The organism is Gracilibacillus salinarum (assembly GCF_022919575.1).
In the GTDB taxonomy this organism is placed as follows: domain Bacteria; phylum Bacillota; class Bacilli; order Bacillales; family Amphibacillaceae; genus Gracilibacillus; species Gracilibacillus salinarum.
Genome location: NZ_CP095071.1, coordinates 3896669 through 3914131 on the forward strand (window position 1 = coordinate 3896669; position 17463 = coordinate 3914131).

11 protein-coding genes, 14 tRNA genes and 3 rRNA genes are annotated in these 17463 nt (G+C 39.9%); 23 read left to right on the forward strand and 5 right to left on the reverse strand.

The annotated features are described in order from the left end of the window. The first annotated feature begins 414 nt into the window (after nt 1-414). From MUN87_RS18290 to MUN87_RS18370, 17 genes are all read left to right on the forward strand, one after another. Nucleotides 415-1977: ribosomal RNA gene (locus MUN87_RS18290) — 16S ribosomal RNA — on the forward strand. A gap of 216 nt (nt 1978-2193) precedes the next feature. Continuing rightward, nucleotides 2194-5106: ribosomal RNA gene (locus MUN87_RS18295) — 23S ribosomal RNA — on the forward strand. 127 nt (nt 5107-5233) lie between these two features. Beyond that, nucleotides 5234-5350 (forward strand): 5S ribosomal RNA (gene rrf, locus MUN87_RS18300). Together the 16S, 23S and 5S rRNA genes with 14 tRNA genes alongside form the textbook arrangement of a ribosomal RNA operon. A 13-nt stretch (nt 5351-5363) precedes the next feature. After that, nucleotides 5364-5438: transfer RNA gene (locus tag MUN87_RS18305), tRNA-Asn, on the forward strand. A gap of 2 nt (nt 5439-5440) precedes the next feature. Beyond that, a tRNA-Ser gene (locus tag MUN87_RS18310) sits at nt 5441-5532 on the forward strand. A gap of 11 nt (nt 5533-5543) precedes the next feature. Continuing rightward, nucleotides 5544-5618, forward strand: a tRNA-Glu gene (locus tag MUN87_RS18315). A 43-nt stretch (nt 5619-5661) separates the two neighbouring features. Further along, nucleotides 5662-5737, forward strand: a tRNA-Val gene (locus tag MUN87_RS18320). 27 nt (nt 5738-5764) lie between these two features. Beyond that, nucleotides 5765-5841: transfer RNA gene (locus MUN87_RS18325), tRNA-Met, on the forward strand. Between the two features lie 71 nt (nt 5842-5912). Then, nucleotides 5913-5989: transfer RNA gene (locus MUN87_RS18330), tRNA-Asp, on the forward strand. Nucleotides 5990-6027: 38 nt separating this feature from the next. Next, nucleotides 6028-6103 (forward strand) — tRNA-Phe (locus MUN87_RS18335). A 37-nt stretch (nt 6104-6140) separates the two neighbouring features. Next, nucleotides 6141-6226: transfer RNA gene (locus MUN87_RS18340), tRNA-Tyr, on the forward strand. A 29-nt stretch (nt 6227-6255) separates the two neighbouring features. After that, nucleotides 6256-6326 (forward strand) — tRNA-Trp (locus MUN87_RS18345). Nucleotides 6327-6340: 14 nt separating this feature from the next. Continuing rightward, nucleotides 6341-6416, forward strand: a tRNA-His gene (locus tag MUN87_RS18350). A gap of 13 nt (nt 6417-6429) precedes the next feature. Beyond that, nucleotides 6430-6504, forward strand: a tRNA-Gln gene (locus tag MUN87_RS18355). Nucleotides 6505-6510: 6 nt separating this feature from the next. Then, nucleotides 6511-6585, forward strand: a tRNA-Gly gene (locus MUN87_RS18360). 50 nt (nt 6586-6635) lie between these two features. After that, nucleotides 6636-6709, forward strand: a tRNA-Cys gene (locus MUN87_RS18365). A 9-nt stretch (nt 6710-6718) separates the two neighbouring features. Beyond that, nucleotides 6719-6800, forward strand: a tRNA-Leu gene (locus MUN87_RS18370). Nucleotides 6801-7318: 518 nt separating this feature from the next. On the opposite strand, the gene MUN87_RS18375 is transcribed toward MUN87_RS18370, so the two are convergent. Then, nucleotides 7319-8335 carry an MFS transporter gene (locus MUN87_RS18375; RefSeq protein ID WP_244742594.1) on the reverse strand — a complete coding sequence of 339 codons (1017 nt, stop codon included), beginning with the start codon at nt 8333-8335 and terminating at the stop codon, nt 7319-7321. A gap of 753 nt (nt 8336-9088) precedes the next feature. Between MUN87_RS18375 and MUN87_RS22465 the strand changes: the two genes are divergently transcribed. The 3 genes from MUN87_RS22465 (at nt 9089) to MUN87_RS18385 (ending at nt 10435) form a co-directional block, all read left to right on the forward strand. Further along, nucleotides 9089-9322, forward strand: coding sequence for a YcxB family protein (locus MUN87_RS22465; RefSeq protein WP_369414031.1), 234 nt, complete (start codon nt 9089-9091; stop codon nt 9320-9322). A 200-nt stretch (nt 9323-9522) separates the two neighbouring features. Next, a complete protein-coding gene (locus MUN87_RS18380) occupies nt 9523-10215 on the forward strand; it encodes a YgaN family protein (RefSeq protein ID WP_244742597.1) in 693 nt (230 codons plus the stop codon). Nucleotides 10216-10234: 19 nt separating this feature from the next. Continuing rightward, nucleotides 10235-10435: a hypothetical protein gene (locus MUN87_RS18385; protein ID WP_244742599.1), complete on the forward strand. Its 201-nt coding sequence runs from the start codon at nt 10235-10237 to the stop codon at nt 10433-10435. Between the two features lie 230 nt (nt 10436-10665). Here the strand turns inward: MUN87_RS18385 and MUN87_RS18390 are convergent, their stop codons facing one another. Together MUN87_RS18390 and MUN87_RS18395 are read right to left on the reverse strand one after the other, a co-directional pair. Continuing rightward, nucleotides 10666-10881, reverse strand: coding sequence for a hypothetical protein (locus MUN87_RS18390; RefSeq protein ID WP_244742601.1), 216 nt, complete (start codon nt 10879-10881; stop codon nt 10666-10668). 415 nt (nt 10882-11296) lie between these two features. Continuing rightward, nucleotides 11297-11698, reverse strand: a complete 402-nt coding sequence (locus tag MUN87_RS18395; protein ID WP_244742604.1) for a DUF3592 domain-containing protein — start codon at nt 11696-11698, stop codon at nt 11297-11299. 261 nt (nt 11699-11959) lie between these two features. On the opposite strand from MUN87_RS18395, the gene MUN87_RS22340 reads away from it, so the two are divergent. Next, nucleotides 11960-12091, forward strand: a complete 132-nt coding sequence (locus tag MUN87_RS22340; RefSeq protein ID WP_255840635.1) for a hypothetical protein — start codon at nt 11960-11962, stop codon at nt 12089-12091. Nucleotides 12092-12310: 219 nt separating this feature from the next. On the opposite strand, the gene MUN87_RS18400 is transcribed toward MUN87_RS22340, so the two are convergent. Both MUN87_RS18400 and MUN87_RS18405 read right to left on the reverse strand, forming a co-directional pair. Then, on the reverse strand, nt 12311-12640 hold the full coding sequence (locus MUN87_RS18400) for a nucleotidyltransferase family protein (RefSeq protein WP_244742607.1): 330 nt from the start codon (nt 12638-12640) through the stop codon (nt 12311-12313). After that, nucleotides 12621-13076 carry an HI0074 family nucleotidyltransferase substrate-binding subunit gene (locus tag MUN87_RS18405; RefSeq protein ID WP_244742610.1) on the reverse strand — a complete coding sequence of 152 codons (456 nt, stop codon included), beginning with the start codon at nt 13074-13076 and terminating at the stop codon, nt 12621-12623. The genes MUN87_RS18400 and MUN87_RS18405 overlap by 20 nt, the downstream gene beginning before the upstream one ends. Nucleotides 13077-13390: 314 nt before the next feature. Here MUN87_RS18405 and rlmD point away from each other — a divergent pair, with 314 nt between their 5' ends. Next, the gene (rlmD, locus tag MUN87_RS18410) at nt 13391-14884 is read left to right on the forward strand and encodes a 23S rRNA (uracil(1939)-C(5))-methyltransferase RlmD (RefSeq protein ID WP_244742612.1); all 1494 of its coding nucleotides are present in this window, start codon (nt 13391-13393) and stop codon (nt 14882-14884) included. Between the two features lie 502 nt (nt 14885-15386). Continuing rightward, nucleotides 15387-17348 (forward strand): excinuclease ABC subunit C, encoded by a 1962-nt coding sequence (locus tag MUN87_RS18415; protein WP_244742615.1) that lies wholly within the window; start codon nt 15387-15389, stop codon nt 17346-17348. Nucleotides 17349-17463: the final 115 nt, after the last annotated feature.

Below are 17463 nucleotides of genomic sequence, written 5' to 3' on the forward strand. Positions count from 1 at the left end.
ACTGCTTTTGTTGGCGTCGGATGTAATGGAGATAATAGAGTTTAAAAGAAATTAAAAAAAGTTATTGACACCTATGGGAACCCCATGGTATATTATTAGACGTCGCTGAAAACGACAGAGCAATTTTATCATCAACAACTTCGGAAATTAACTTAAAAAAGTTATTGACATCAACTTCAATAGTTGGTATGATATAAAAGCTGTCGCAAAAACAGCAAAACAATTTCATCTCAAACAGCTTCGGAAAAAACATTTTAAAAAGTTGTTGACATCGAATTTGAGAGATGATAGAATATAAAAGCTGTCTCAAAAAACAGCGAATCAAAACGAAACATTTTGATCTTTGAAAACTGAACAAAACAACCAGTATGAATTAATAAACAAGCTAGCTTATAGAAGCGAGCGCAAGTCAACTTTATTGAGAGTTTGATCTTGGCTCAGGACGAACGCTGGCGGCGTGCCTAATACATGCAAGTCGAGCGCGGGAAGCTAACTGAATCCTTCGGGAGGACGTTAGTGGAACGAGCGGCGGACGGGTGAGTAACACGTGGGCAACCTGCCTGTAAGACTGGGATAACCCCGGGAAACCGGGGCTAATACCGGATAATACATTGCTTCGCATGAAGGAATGTTGAAAGATGGCCTTTGGCTATCACTTACAGATGGGCCCGCGGCGCATTAGCTAGTTGGTGAGGTAACGGCTCACCAAGGCAACGATGCGTAGCCGACCTGAGAGGGTGATCGGCCACACTGGGACTGAGACACGGCCCAGACTCCTACGGGAGGCAGCAGTAGGGAATCTTCCGCAATGGACGAAAGTCTGACGGAGCAACGCCGCGTGAACGAAGAAGGTTTTCGGATCGTAAAGTTCTGTTGTTAGGGAAGAACAAGTGCCGTTCAAATAGGGCGGCACCTTGACGGTACCTATCGAGGAAGCCCCGGCTAACTACGTGCCAGCAGCCGCGGTAATACGTAGGGGGCAAGCGTTGTCCGGAATTATTGGGCGTAAAGCGCGCGTAGGCGGTTTCTTAAGTCTGATGTGAAATCTTGCGGCTCAACCGCAAGCGGTCATTGGAAACTGGGGAACTTGAGTGCAGAAGAGGAGAGTGGAATTCCACGTGTAGCGGTGAAATGCGTAGATATGTGGAGGAACACCAGTGGCGAAGGCGACTCTCTGGTCTGTAACTGACGCTGAGGTGCGAAAGCGTGGGGAGCGAACAGGATTAGATACCCTGGTAGTCCACGCCGTAAACGATGAGTGCTAGGTGTTAGGGGGTTTCCGCCCCTTAGTGCTGCAGTTAACGCATTAAGCACTCCGCCTGGGGAGTACGGCCGCAAGGCTGAAACTCAAAAGAATTGACGGGGGCCCGCACAAGCGGTGGAGCATGTGGTTTAATTCGAAGCAACGCGAAGAACCTTACCAGGTCTTGACATCTTCGGATGTCCCTAGAGATAGGGAGTTCCCTTCGGGGACCGAATGACAGGTGGTGCATGGTTGTCGTCAGCTCGTGTCGTGAGATGTTGGGTTAAGTCCCGCAACGAGCGCAACCCTTGATCTTAGTTGCCAGCATTAAGTTGGGCACTCTAAGGTGACTGCCGGTGACAAACCGGAGGAAGGTGGGGATGACGTCAAATCATCATGCCCCTTATGACCTGGGCTACACACGTGCTACAATGGATGGTACAGAGGGCAGCGAAACCGCGAGGTCAAGCAAATCCCATAAAACCATTCTCAGTTCGGATTGCAGGCTGCAACTCGCCTGCATGAAGCCGGAATCGCTAGTAATCGTGGATCAGCATGCCACGGTGAATACGTTCCCGGGCCTTGTACACACCGCCCGTCACACCACGAGAGTTGGCAACACCCGAAGTCGGTGGGGTAACCTTTGGAGCCAGCCGCCGAAGGTGGGGCCAATGATTGGGGTGAAGTCGTAACAAGGTAGCCGTATCGGAAGGTGCGGCTGGATCACCTCCTTTCTAAGGATTATAGGAACACCTTTTACAAGGTGACAAAATCATACTTGGTTGTTTGGTTCAGTTTTGAGAGATCAATTCTCTCTTGAACTTGTACCTTGAAAACTAGATAAGAATAATCAGGACGTGGAAGCAACTGCTGGTCAGCTGTGGAAACGAAACTGATGACAAGACATCAAACAATAACCAACGACTTTTTCATTGAAGTAAAGTAAGTATAGTTAAGTGAAGAAGGGCGCACGGTGGATGCCTTGGCACTAGGAGCCGATGAAGGACGGGACAAACACCGATATGTCTCGGGGAGCCGTACGTAGGCGTTGATCCGAGAATTTCCGAATGGGGAAACCCCCTGCTCGTCATGGAGTAGAACATTTATCTGAATCCATAGGATAAATGAGGCAGACCCGGGGAACTGAAACATCTCAGTACCCGGAGGAAGAGAAAGCAAACGCGATTTCCCGAGTAGCGGCGAGCGAAACGGAATTAGCCCAAACCAAAAAGCTTGCTTTTTGGGGTTGTAGGACACTCCTTTGGAGTTACAAAGAAATACATTAGACGAAGTGGTCTGGAAAGGCCCATCACAGAAGGTAACAATCCTGTAGTCGAAAATGTATTTCCTCCGGAGTGGATCCTGAGTACGGCGGAACACGTGAAATTCCGTCGGAATCCGGGAGGACCATCTCCCAAGGCTAAATACTACCTAGTGACCGATAGTGAACCAGTACCGTGAGGGAAAGGTGAAAAGCACCCCGGGAGGGGAGTGAAATAGTACCTGAAACCGTGTGCCTACAAGTAGTCGGAGCCCTTTTATGGGTGACGGCGTACCTTTTGTAGAATGGACCGGCGAGTTACGATCCCCTGCAAGGTTAAGTGGAAGACACGGAGCCGCAGCGAAAGCGAGTCTGAATAGGGCGTTTTAGTAGGTGGTCGTAGACCCGAAACCGTGTGATCTACCCATGTCCAGGGTGAAGGTCAGGTAACACTGACTGGAGGCCCGAACCCACGCACGTTGAAAAGTGCGGGGATGAGGTGTGGGTAGGGGTGAAATGCCAATCGAACACGGAGATAGCTGGTTCTCTCCGAAATAGCTTTAGGGCTAGCCTCAAGGCATGTATGTTGGAGGTAGAGCACTGATTGGACTAGGGGCCCTTACCGGGTTACCGAATTCAGTCAAACTCCGAATGCCAATCATATTACCTTGGGAGTCAGACTATGGGTGATAAGGTTCATAGTCGAAAGGGAAACAGCCCAGACCGTCAGCTAAGGTCCCAAAGTATACGTTAAGTGGAAAAGGATGTGGCGTTGCACAGACAACCAGGATGTTGGCTTAGAAGCAGCCATCATTTAAAGAGTGCGTAATAGCTCACTGGTCGAGTGACGCTGCGCCGAAAATATACCGGGGCTAAACGTATCACCGAAGCTACGGATTGATCTACGATCAATGGTAGGAGAGCGTTCTAAGTGCAGTGAAGTCAGACCGTGAGGACTGGTGGAGCGCTTAGAAGTGAGAATGCCGGTATGAGTAGCGAAAAAGAAGTGAGAATCTTCTTCACCGAATGCCTAAGGTTTCCTGAGGAAGGCTCGTCCGCTCAGGGTTAGTCGGGGCCTAAGCCGAGGCCGAAAGGCGTAGGCGATGGACAACAGGTTGATATTCCTGTACCACCCAATTCCGTTTTGAGTGATGGGGGGACGCAGAAGGATAAGGAATGCGCACCATTGGATGTGTGCGTTGAAGCAGTAAGTGAGTCAGATAGGCAAATCCGTCTGGCAATCACAAGCTGTGATCAGGAGGGAAATATAGTACCGAAGTTCCGGATTTCACGCTGCCAAGAAAAGCCTCTAGCAAGGAAAAGGGTGCCCGTACCGCAAACCGACACAGGTAGGCGAGGAGAGAATCCTAAGGTGATCGGGAGAACTCTCGTTAAGGAACTCGGCAAAATGACCCCGTAACTTCGGGAGAAGGGGTGCTTCTTTTGCGAGAAGCCGCAGTGAAAAGGCCCAAGCGACTGTTTAGCAAAAACACAGGTCTCTGCGAAGCCGTAAGGCGAAGTATAGGGGCTGACACCTGCCCGGTGCTGGAAGGTTAAGGGGATGCGTTAGCATTAGCGAAGCGTTGAACCGAAGCCCCAGTAAACGGCGGCCGTAACTATAACGGTCCTAAGGTAGCGAAATTCCTTGTCGGGTAAGTTCCGACCCGCACGAAAGGTGCAACGACTTGGGCACTGTCTCAACGAGAGACCCGGTGAAATTATACTATGCGTGAAGATGCGCATTACCCGCGACAGGACGGAAAGACCCCGTGGAGCTTTACTGTAGCCTGATATTGAATGTTGGTACAGCTTGTACAGGATAGGTGGGAGCCTGAGAAACGTGAGCGCTAGCTTACGTGGAGGCGCCGGTGGGATACCACCCTGGCTGTATTGACCTTCTAACCCAGAACCGTGATCCGGTTCGGAGACAGTGTCAGGTGGGCAGTTTGACTGGGGCGGTCGCCTCCTAAAATGTAACGGAGGCGCCCAAAGGTTCCCTCAGAATGGTTGGAAATCATTCGTAGAGTGCAAAGGCAGAAGGGAGCTTGACTGCGAGACCTACAAGTCGAGCAGGGACGAAAGTCGGGCTTAGTGATCCGGCGGTACCGAATGGAAGGGCCGTCGCTCAACGGATAAAAGCTACCCCGGGGATAACAGGCTTATCTCCCCCAAGAGTCCACATCGACGGGGAGGTTTGGCACCTCGATGTCGGCTCATCGCATCCTGGGGCTGTAGTCGGTCCCAAGGGTTGGGCTGTTCGCCCATTAAAGCGGTACGCGAGCTGGGTTCAGAACGTCGTGAGACAGTTCGGTCCCTATCCGTCGTGGGCGTTGGAAGTTTGAGAGGAGCTGTCCTTAGTACGAGAGGACCGGGATGGACACACCGCTGGTGCACCAGTTGTTCTGCCAAGAGCATCGCTGGGTAGCTACGTGTGGAAGGGATAAGTGCTGAAAGCATCTAAGCATGAAGCCCCCCTCAAGATGAGACTTCCCATCACATAAGTGAGTAAGATCCCTCAGAGACGATGAGGTTGATAGGTTCGAGGTGGAAGCATGGTGACATGTGAAGCTGACGAATACTAATAGATCGAGGACTTATCTATATAACATGTTTCAACGGTGTTGTTGATGTCAAAAATTCTTATCTAGTTTTGAAAGTATTTTTGAATTTATACTTGATTTTTTCAAAATACATAGTATAATATTCCTTGTCACTAAAAACAGTACAGGCTTGGTAGCGATAGCGAAGAGGTCACACCTGTTCCCATGCCGAACACAGTAGTTAAGCTCTTCAGCGCCCATGGTAGTTGGGGCTCGCGCCCCTGCAAGAGTAGGACGTTGCCAAGCAATTTCATTCCATTCCACAGTAGCTCAGTGGTAGAGCAATCGGCTGTTAACCGATCGGTCGTAGGTTCGAATCCTACCTGTGGAGCCAATGGAGAGCTGTCCGAGTGGTCGAAGGAGCACGATTGGAAATCGTGTGTGCGGTCAACGCCGTACCGAGGGTTCGAATCCCTCGCTCTCCGCCACTTTAAATATAGGCCCGTTGGTCAAGTGGTTAAGACACCGCCCTTTCACGGCGGTAACACGGGTTCGAATCCCGTACGGGTCACCATAAATACCACTTAACTTTCAGGAAAGTATAAATCCTTTTAAATGGAGGATTAGCTCAGCTGGGAGAGCACTTGCCTTACAAGCAAGGGGTCGCAGGTTCGAGCCCTGCATCCTCCACCATTTAAAAATTAACATTTTTCATATCATCGCGGGGTGGAGCAGTCTGGTAGCTCGTCGGGCTCATAACCCGAAGGTCGCAAGTTCAAATCTTGCCCCCGCAACCAAATTTTCTTACTACGTTGAAATAACTTCTTCGAAAGAAAATGATTGTAGTGCCCTTGGGTGCAACTAAAATGGTCCGGTAGTTCAGTTGGTTAGAATGCCTGCCTGTCACGCAGGAGGTCGCGGGTTCGAGTCCCGTCCGGACCGCCACTTTTAAAACAGCATATCATGTTTTCATTCATTATTATGGCTCGGTAGCTCAGTCGGTAGAGCAACGGACTGAAAATCCGTGTGTCGGCGGTTCGATTCCGTCCCGAGCCACCACTTTTAAAAAATTCACTTTTATGTTTATATTTTTTATGGAGGGATAGCGAAGTTGGCCAAACGCGGCGGACTGTAAATCCGCTCCCATCGGGTTCGTAGGTTCGAGTCCTACTCCCTCCACCATTTAATTTTATAGTTATATTATTTATTGTAGGGGTATAGTTTAACGGTAGAACAGAGGTCTCCAAAACCTCCAGTGTGGGTTCGATTCCTACTACCCCTGTTTTTCTTATGATGGCGATCATGGCGAAGTGGTTAACGCACCGGATTGTGGTTCCGGCACGCGTGGGTTCGATCCCCACTGGTCGCCCCATTACATATTTTATTGGGCTATAGCCAAGCGGTAAGGCAACGGTTTTTGGTACCGTCATGCGCTGGTTCGAATCCAGCTAGCCCAGCCATTTTATGCGGAAGTAGTTCAGTGGTAGAACACCACCTTGCCAAGGTGGGGGTCGCGGGTTCGAATCCCGTCTTCCGCTCCATTTGTATTTAACATATTCTAGTTTTATTTTCATATACTATATAATATCGAGGCGGCATAGCCAAGTGGTAAGGCAGAGGTCTGCAAAACCTTTATCACCGGTTCAAATCCGGTTGCCGCCTCCATCATATTATGCCGGTGTGGCGGAATTGGCAGACGCGCACGACTCAAAATCGTGTTCCTCACGGAGTGTCGGTTCGACCCCGACCACCGGTATCATTTATAATAGTTTAGCCCTTGTGGCTAAGCTTTTTTTGTTTCTTCGGTCGCAAATTTGTCCCGTTTTTTGAATAAAATGACAATAGGATGCCCGAATAAGAGGAGCTAAAATAATATTTTAAAGCGAGTCGTGTTGATCATCGGACGAAAGTAGATGTGATTCTAGTGGTAGATGTATAACACCAAGTGGTAAACTTCTTGGCGATGGCTGGTACAAAAAGATGACAGAGATAGTACATATACATGTTGCGGTAATCATTGGTATGGAATTAATTCCATTATTCTTTCATGGCTTGATTTAATTTTACAGCTTGATAGTTTTCGAAATTTGCATATTAAATTTTATGAAGTGCCGGAATGGAGTGAGGAGAGGAAACAAATAGCTGAAGGGTTTAAGTAATATTTCCTAGATTCATTCAAATGAGTTCACTGGTTCAATTCGAACATGCTTTTCTGACAATTAATCAAGAAAAACATTCATTTTGCCCACCTCCCCTTCTTATAACGTTCTATCATTAAACAAATTCCTTCTTAATTTCTTTTACCTTTTGGGTGCTTAGAAGTAAACTAATGGCTGCTAAGCCTGCACAAGCAAACGGGAGCGTAGAATATCCCCAGTTGGTGATGACATATCCCCCAATCATGGAACCTAGAGTTATCCCAATATAAAGGGCTGTATTATTCCATGCCATAACAATTCCTCGCTCATCTGGATATTCGGATGCAAGTTGAGCCTGGTATGATGTGAATCCTGCATATCCAACCAATGCCCACATGAATAGGAAAAAGTAAACCCAATCGCCTGACGAAAATAATATCCCTATAGCAACTAGATTAATAGTTAGCATAAGGAGTGCTACCTTTGAAATAATACTTTCTCCTAATTTATTTGTTAATTGCCCACTTGTAAGACTCCCTAAAACAGCACCTACTCCATAAAAAGTAACAGCCAGTGCGATTTCAGAAGAAGAAAATTTGTTTTCAGAGTAAAGAGCAGCACCTAGATATACATAGAGAGCATACATAGAAATTGCCCAAATGGTAGTTACACTTACAGAACCCAGTATTCTTAATATGTTCCCTTGTATGAGATTTCTGTTTGTATGCTTCTTGGGTATTGTTCTCCATGTTTGGAAATTGACAACGGCTAAAATTGCTCCAATAGCAGCCATTACAAAAAATACTGAACGCCAACCAACAAATTGCTCTAACAATGTTCCAAGAGGTGCTCCTGCCCAAAGAGCCATTAAATGCCCTGAAACGACGATAGAAAGCCATACTCCACGTCGATTAGGAGGTGCTATATCTCCAATGATTGCATAAATTAAAGGCGTAATAGAGGCCACAGATAAGCCAGCCATAACCCGACTGATGATTAACCAAAAGAACGAAGGCGCAAGACCCGTTAATACATTAGAAACAACAAAAAGTAGTAAACCACAGGTTATAAGAAAGCCCCTTCCTTTTTTATCGGAAAGCCATCCAAAAAAGGGAGCAAAAACAGCATATGTAATTGCAAAAACCGTTACCATCCAACCTGAAATCGCAGAAGTAACCTCATATTCTTAAGAAATAAATGGTAATAATGGAGAAACCACAAACAAATCTGTTCCCATAAGAAACAATGTAACCCAACTTACAGCTAAACGTACTTTACCTGTTTGATACATATGAGTACCTCCAAAAGATTAACTTTCTATATGTTATTCATTTAAAGTTGGAAATAGGTTTTTTAAAAATAAAAAAAGAGAACTCTACGCATGCTTAATTTTTGTCGGGATGCTTTTGATGACTTCTTACGATTTAGGTCTTGATAAAGTAAGCGATAAAGATGTTTTAAAAGAATTGCTAAAAAATATAAGATATAACAATAAATAGATTAACATTGAAATATTTACAAATTAATTTATACTGAAAAAGGTTAGTCTAATTTTAATCTTGTTGAATAAGGAGATAATATACATCAAAACACTTATCTAAGTATTAGGGGGGATTACTATCGCAAATAATCAAACAGATGAAGTATCTATCACTGGTACCATCACTTATGAAGAGTTTAAAAAACATAATGTTTACCATCAAAAAAAATCCTAGTTGGTTTTTTTATATTTTCGTTTTTCTTAGCATTAAGCTATAATTTGCTTACAACTGATAACTTAATGCTTCCAGTTGTGTTATTAATTTCTCTGATAGTTGCAGCTATATTTACTATACTATTATCTAAAACTCTTAAAAGACGGGTTTATAAAGAGTTTTACAATGATCATATCTCGACTAAAGAAACTATGTATACAATTAATAATAACGGTATTAATCAACAAGTGGGAAGGTCTAACGTATTTATTAATTGGAATGATATTGTGAAGGGTTATGAACATAAAGAAATGTTTTGTTTGTACATATCAAGTAGTAAAGCTATTCTGTTGCCAAAAAGATACTTTGCTTCAAATGATGATAAGCTGGTTTTTAAGAAACTAGTTAGACAGAATACAAACAAAGTAAAACTAAAATCAAGTTAGGATATTGAAAAGAGTTATTTTATAAATTCTTTTACCTTGTGTATAGCCAATTATAAGTCAGACTTTTTTACTTTTTTGCGCTTAAATCATCAGTTCTGGGAATATTAGTAACTTGTATATAATCCAAAAGATACTATTTCATTAAAATGAGATAGGATGATTTCGTTTTGGTATTTGTGTTGTGTTAAGGAGGAATGTATTTGGATAAACACAGAGAAAAGAAAATAATATCTATATTAAATAAACTTCTATGGGTTTTGATACCTATTCTGATAATAGTGTATATTTTAAGTATTACAGATATTCAATTAGTTGAAAAGAATAATGATGAAAAAAATAGTACGAACCAGCAAACGTACTTGGAGCCAATGGAGATGACCGAGCGTGAACGCAGGATTTATAATGCGTTAGGTAGCGAAACTACTTTAGCCTATCAGCTGTACCTGCCTAATATTGAAGAATTTAAAATTGATCTGTGGATCGAATATTATCATAATGGAGAGAAACAGGAAAATCAAGTAGATTATCAAATGTCCTCCATCGCGAGAAATGAAAATTTTGTATTTATTCTACAAGAAACACCAGTTTATGAACGAACAGAAAAGATCGGCTATGTTTATAAATCTACGCTTTTTGGCGAAGATAATGGCGGTAATAAAGCAGCCGTACATAGTAAAGTATCAAGTCCTACGAATAATCTAACACTGTATGACAAAGTAAAGACGAGAACAGACATAGAGTTCAATAAGGATATTATTCTTGCGACCAAAATAGAATCTAAAGGAGACTATTTAAAATATGATGGTATATTCAGTGAAGACGATCCTAATTTTGAAACAATGATCAATGATGCCAGGGAAGCATATATTTATAAAATCAAGATTACCTACTGAATAAGGAGGGGATTCCATAATGGATATCATATTCTATATAGTTGCTGCTGTTATTCTTTTGGTGATATTAGTAAGAGCAAGGGTGCAAGAATCACAGAATGCTAAAGCCCTTGAAGAGGCAAAATCTCATAGAAGAGAAATGCTCCAATTACAGCAAGAAATTTTGAAGGAAATAAAAAAAAATAATGGCGAAGATGATAATAAAACAGAGATCAAATAATTGTTTTTCAAAATTTTTCTCCCGGATTAGGGAGAGGAGATAATAATAAGCATTAACAGTAGCCTTTATCATTGCTGTACTACTTACATATGTTAATTATATTCTAAATTTCCTATGCAAAGATAAAAAACAAAGGGCCAACATATAACATTGACATGAAGAGAATAATGTATAAGTTGGCTCCTCTTAGCTATTAGAGTTATTGAACTAACGCGCCCAATGGTGTAATCCTAATATTTGGAACCTAAATTTCTTCTCAGCTCCTTAATTTCGTTTAAAATCTCTTTTTGTATTTTCAGGCTTTCTTTTCGCATTGCGATTAATTCATTTTTTTGTTTGTTTGAGGACTTGGCAAATTTCAATGCAAAAACAAGCAAAAATGTAGTGAATATCGCTAAAACAATTACCGCGATGATTATTAAATTCAGTACTTCAATTAAATCCATAAATACCTCTCTCTCATATGTAATCTCTAATCGGAAACAGGTATATCAAAATTTTTGTCTCCAACTATCGAATTACCATTTTGATCATTTGGAGTCTTTACACTAATGATTCAGATTGTTCCAATATGTAAGCAACAGTCACTTAATAATCACTGGAGACAGTATTGGAACCAGTACATACGAAATCAATGTTCAAATCATTACTCATTAATCCATAAGGTTAGTTGAATTCTTCTCCAAAATCAGTAGTCAGTTGAAAATTATCTTCTGTGAAATTAATATCCTTTTTTTCAGAACTTATAGTCATAAGCACTTCTACGAATTCTATTTCTACTTTCAGGCAAACGGTCACAATTATTAATAAATAGGTATCTAATTAGAATAGAGTGAAACTGATTACTTTTAATTAAAGTAGCTACATACTTATATTGGGAATATCAAAATAATGTTGAACTAAGACAGAAACTGAAAACATAAGCCCTAAACCTATAAACAGTATAACCTCGAACCAAACAAGCAAAAAACTATTGATAACAGATTTTTGGTTATTGTATCTTATTTCTACCGATTGTCCAATCTTATATTTATATTTATCAAAACCAATATGAGACTCAAAGGTTTTTATTTGATCATATTCATCTAAGTACGTTATTACTGGAAAATAACCTCTTCGTGGCGGCTCCCATTTTATATCCTTAATAGTTCCTTTTGCCACTTTAGCATTGTTTAAAAATAAAATTACTTTTATCAAGCTATAAAAACCAAAAATTAAGGACAACATTCCAGTGACAAGTACTCCTAACTCTGTGCTACTCAAAATTTGCCCCCTCATATAATATTTTGGACAGCAAAATGGTAGTACTGCTGCCTTACAGTTATTATAATCATCATTATAAGCATCAACTCCTTCTTACTTTGGAAGTATCTTTAACTTGGGAACGTGTTTCCGAGCTTGTTCAAAATTTACAAAAAACTCAAAAAATGGATGGACTATTTCTAGGATTGTGAATTAGCGATCTTACAAGAAAGCATTCCAACCCTCAGTGATAATGATGATACAACACAGCAATACATCTCATTGATAAGACAAATAGAATGGTGTATTGAACAGGCCGAATCAGATGAAGGGATTCAAATTGCTACAATGTTAATAGATTTATCCAATGACATTTTTCAAGGAGATGAAGAGTTAATCGAGAAATTCTGGTAAGTTAGAAAACTCCCTGCAGATCAAACAGGTTTATACCCAATTTCAGGAGATGTACTGGAATTTGCGGAGCGTTGTATAACGTATGCCACTGCTTAAGTGCTTATTCTGCTTAAAACCTGCCAGTAATGCTGCATGTTGCCAAAAAGGAGTCCCAATTCGGAGTGTGCAATTATAAGTCTAGCATCAAAAGTGCATATTTTAATGAGTGATTAATTCAAATTATATGGAGATAGAAGAACCTTTCGAGCGTTTCACTGTTTCGTTTTGATCATATATTGTGATTCCATCTCGCAGAATTTGATCCTTTAAAACAGAATTTGCATTTTCTTCAAATACAATATCAACGGAATAAATACCTGCTAAGTCATGAATTTGATCCATTATTATATATGGTTTATCACCATAGTAACTGATGTACAAGTCGATATCCGAATTATAAGTATATGTTGCTTTTGCTCTCGAACCGAAAAGAATAACTCTTTTAATATCATTTTCATTGAAGAAATAGCGTATTAAAGATGTATATGTTTTATTTTGAATTCCGTACATCTGGTATCACGCTTTCATTTAGTTTGAATAATAATTTTTCAATTTCATCCATATATTCATTTATGATCGATTGTTTTATCTTTTCATAATCTGCTTCATTATAGATATGCGCAGTAGAATTTCTTGATTGTAATATGTTATTCCATACTTCTATATTATCTATCCAGCCTTCTTTAAATGCTTGTTTATAACAATCGCGTGGGTTATGAATCATTAAGCCTTTAGCTTTAAAGATTTTAGATAAAATCTTCCATAATAAATCTTCTAATAACTCATATTTTTTAATTATGGAATCACGATATACTTCAGCTGTAATGTCATCAACGGATTCCATCGATTTATACTTCTCAATAATACTTTTAGAATGGATATACATTCGATAAACGTGCTGATACGAATAATCAATCGATTCTCTGTACTTTTCATAAGAGGACATTATCATAACCTCCTTATTTATTTGAGATAACCGTATTTTAAGTATATCATATATTCTTAAATTCAAGAAAACGTGATTAACTTATAAAAATGCTTTTCATGATAGGATAAACTATATTGTGTGAGAGTTATTATGCTGATAGCTAAATTTACATATACATAAGAATAGTGAACTGTTCTCAGACAGAGGACAAATTAGTGTTTAGGGAGCCTGGCCTCTTCCTCCGGTGCCAGTCTTTTTGTATTAGTTAGTTTTACTACTGTCTTTGGATAGTATATAATGGGAAACCAAAGCAAAATAGATAGGAAGTGCCTATGAATAAAAGCAAAAAGAATGGACATAAACCGGGAAAAACACGCAATCAGTCGAAAAAAACAAATGGAAAAAAGCGCTCCGCACTGACTAATCAAAAGGGCGACAAATTCCAAGGTAAGCCCTCGACAACAAATAAGCGTCGAGGTAATAAGAAATCTTTAACCGCAGAAGTGACCTGCACAGGCCTGACCAATGAAGGGAAAGGCATCGTTCAGTGGAAAGGAAAACAGCTGGAGGTAGAGCATCTATTGCCAGGTGAAACGGCTGAGATTACGTTGTCCACTAGTGGGCGGAATGTTCATACGGAATTGAAGCGGATAATCACCTTGTCTCAAGACCGAGTCGAGCCAATGTGCACCTATTTTTATGAGTGTGGCGGATGTCAGCTGCAGCATATGCACGAGCAGGCTCAGGAAGATTTCAAGCAAGAAACAATAGATAAATTGATGAAACCATTCGGTAAACCGGAACCCATTTTAACGATGGACCATCCGTATGATTACCGGAACAAGAGCCATACAACATTTGGTCTGAATAAGGAAAGGCAGATTATTGGTGGGCTATATGCTCAGAATAGTCATAAGCTTATCTCGATGGATCGGTGTCTTATTCATGATCCGAAAGCGGATGAGATCTGGCAAACGATTAAGGACATGATGAAGTCCTTTAAAATGCAACCATATAATGAAGACACTGGACGAGGTTTCCTGCGTCACGTACTGGTGAAGGTCGGCAAGGTCAGTGGTGAGATTATGGTGGTGCTGGTTGTAGCTTCACCTATTTTTAAAGGCAAGAATAATTTTGTGAAAGCTCTCAGGAAGGCTCACCCAGAGATTACGACCATCCTCATGAACGTTAATAATCGGAATACGAGCATGGTTCTAGGTGATCAGGAAAAAGTATTGTTCGGTAAAGGGACGATAACAGACACCCTTTGTGGATTGAAGTTTGATATTTCCGCGAAATCCTTCTATCAGATTAATCCGGTCCAGACGGAAAAGTTATATGCGAAAGCCATTGAAATGGCCCAGTTGACTGGAAGTGAAACCGTCATTGATGCATACTGTGGGATCGGTACAATTGGACTGATTTCTAGTCAAAAGGCTGGCAAAGTCATTGGGGTAGAATTGAATAAGGATGCTGTTCGAGACGCAATTCGCAATTCAAAGCGCAACGGCGTGAAAAATGCCCGATTCTATCAAGGCGATTCCGGGGAATTCATGATGGAGATGGCAGCACGTGGAGAGAAAGCAGATGTAGTAATTATGGATCCACCACGAAGCGGAAGTGATGAAGCATTCTTGTCTAGTGTTGTTAAGCTTAAGCCGAAACGTATCGTTTATGTGTCCTGCAATCCGGTGACACAGGTGCGGGATATGAGCTATTTAGTACAGAACGGATATAAGGTAACAGGAATGCAGCCAGTGGATATGTTTCCACAGACGGTGCATGTGGAGTGTGTCGCGTCGATAGAGTTAAAATTGTCTAATTAAAATATAAACTTCCGAGCCAAAATAAACATTTCCGATTCAGACCCCGATTTCGTGAAAATAAACATTTCCGATTTCCGGGTCTTTTTCATGCTCATCCCTTGTCTTGTCATGGTTCTCTCGTGTTTCCTTCATGCAACATTATCGGAGAACTTTATTTTAAAAAAGAAAAAAAGGTGAAAAAACAGGTGAAAAAGAGGGGAAAAATGGAGTGTTTTTGAATCAAAAATCCTTCAAAATAGGGGTTCGGTAGGAAAACTTTATTTTAACTCCGACGGTGGAATGGGGATTGGAGGGGGAAGAAAAAAGTTTTGTTTATTTTAACGGTACATATTAGAGAAAAGAAATTAAGTTAGGTTTATAATATTTAATCCGTTATATGGGAAATGGAGATAAGAGGAAGAACTGATACAGAGAGATACGTAATGTTATACTATATAGTTAGGGTGTGTTTCATTTGTTTCATATATTGGAATAAGAGTTAATTAAGCCTAGGGGGAGCTAGATGATATATGAAGTAAGGGATATAAATCAGTTGAAGGATCAAGTTGAAAAAAATATAGAAGATAATTCGCATAGAGAAGTTACACCACAGACCCAATACAATGTATCTGGTATATACATGATTTACATAGATGATTTTAAGAATGATAAAGTTGTTCCTATCTATATTGGGCAATCAAAAGATGTTCAAAAAAGGTATAAACGACATTATTCAGAATTGCTTGCTTTGAATAGACTTTCGTATGATGAGTATAAAAAATATTTCTTTTCTAAAGGTTCCTCATTCTACGAAGGCAATTTTAAATCCTGTAAGATATTCAAGTATATGCTAGAAAATAATTGTATTTTACAGGACTTTCATATGGTTATTTTAGATGAGATAAACGAAGGAAAATTAGAAGATAAAGAGCAGGAATATTTTCGGGAGTTTATGCCTTCTTTTTTCGGTTTTAATCAATTTAATTCTTTATTAAAGAGCTTTCCATTTCAATTCTCTAATACACAAATGAATGAAGAGGAAATAAGAAATTATTTAGATTTAATCATTGAAGACACTCAAGGGATTCAGACTTATTATGATTATGGGTTTACAAAATTTAATTTTGAACATTCAATGCCTACCCCCAAAAGTCTTGATTATTTGTCGCAAAGAAAAAAACAATGGAGCAAGGATACTTTATTAAAGTTTGAAAAAGTGAATTCAGAACTTTATGAACTGTATAAACAATATAAACCTGATTATGATGAGATAAGACCATTGATTGATAAGAAAGATAAACTATATGGGAATTATGTAGTTGCTAGAGTTGAATTTGGTAGAGCGTTAGATGCTTTTAAAAGGGATATAAATAAGGTGTTTAGGAAACAGAAACTATATAGTGAGAAAGCTAAGGAGAACTTTATTAACAGTGTCATTCATGAAGAGAACTCGGATTATAAAGAGCAATTCCAAGATTACCTAAAATCTAGGAAGTGTGATGTAGATTTATATCGAACTTTTCAAGAGCATATAGATGAAGTGCAGAATAAATATGAAATTAATAATGACATGAACAAACCTTATCAAGAGATAGCTGATAAAATTCTGGATGAGGAAGTTAAAAATAGAAGTAAGAGATATGAAATGATATTTCCTTCTTGCCAATTTGAGCCTTTTGCTCTAGGTGATAATATTCAAAATCTTAAAATGGAAATAAACAAGGATGATAACTTATTTAACACCTGTCATGTCAATATTTACATATCGAATAACGCTTTAAGTAGGGGTTACATTAGAAAGGATCCTGATATTATAAGGATAGATTACTGTTATATAGACAATAAAGGGAATAAATCCGGAAGTCAGTACTTTATTGAAAACGAAACAACAAGAAATATTCAATCCGGAATTAAATACTATGAACAAGAGTTTTATAATGCTTTTGCATTCAGACCAGAAAGGTTTAAAATTTCTAGTTTAATAAATAATGAACGTGATAACTCATTTATTTCTATACTAGCCGAATTTAAGCATGGGATAAATGATTACACAATTAGGGATAAGGAATTAGCTAAATTATCTTTCATATTAAATAAAATTCAGCAATCGGTTGATGAAGATACAAGATTTGAAGTTGAAGTTTCTGAATCATATCCTTGCCTAGAAAAATGTCTTGTGAATGAGGGGTTGAGCGACAATCCGTTTGTTAACAAGTTATTAACAAGAAAACTACCTAGAATAGGAAAGAGACGGAAATCTAAATCTACACCTAAGAAAGGAATAAAACAAAAAGATAGAACAATTAATACTAGAGCAGAAAAGTATAAAGAGAAAATTAAGGAGAGGTCAAATAATAAAATTACTGTTTTTAATTACATATCAAGCAAGGAAAAAGTAACAGCTAAATGTAACGAATGCTCATATGAGTGGGAAAAACGTAGTGATCATTTATTAGCAAGACCTTATTGTCCCATATGTAAATAAAATAAGTAAACTGTCTAGTCTTCCTTAATATGTGGTGATGTACAAGGGAACTTGGCAAAGAGTGTTGCGGTAGACGGATGGCGATAGTGTGTCTATCTCCATCTATCTCCCTGTT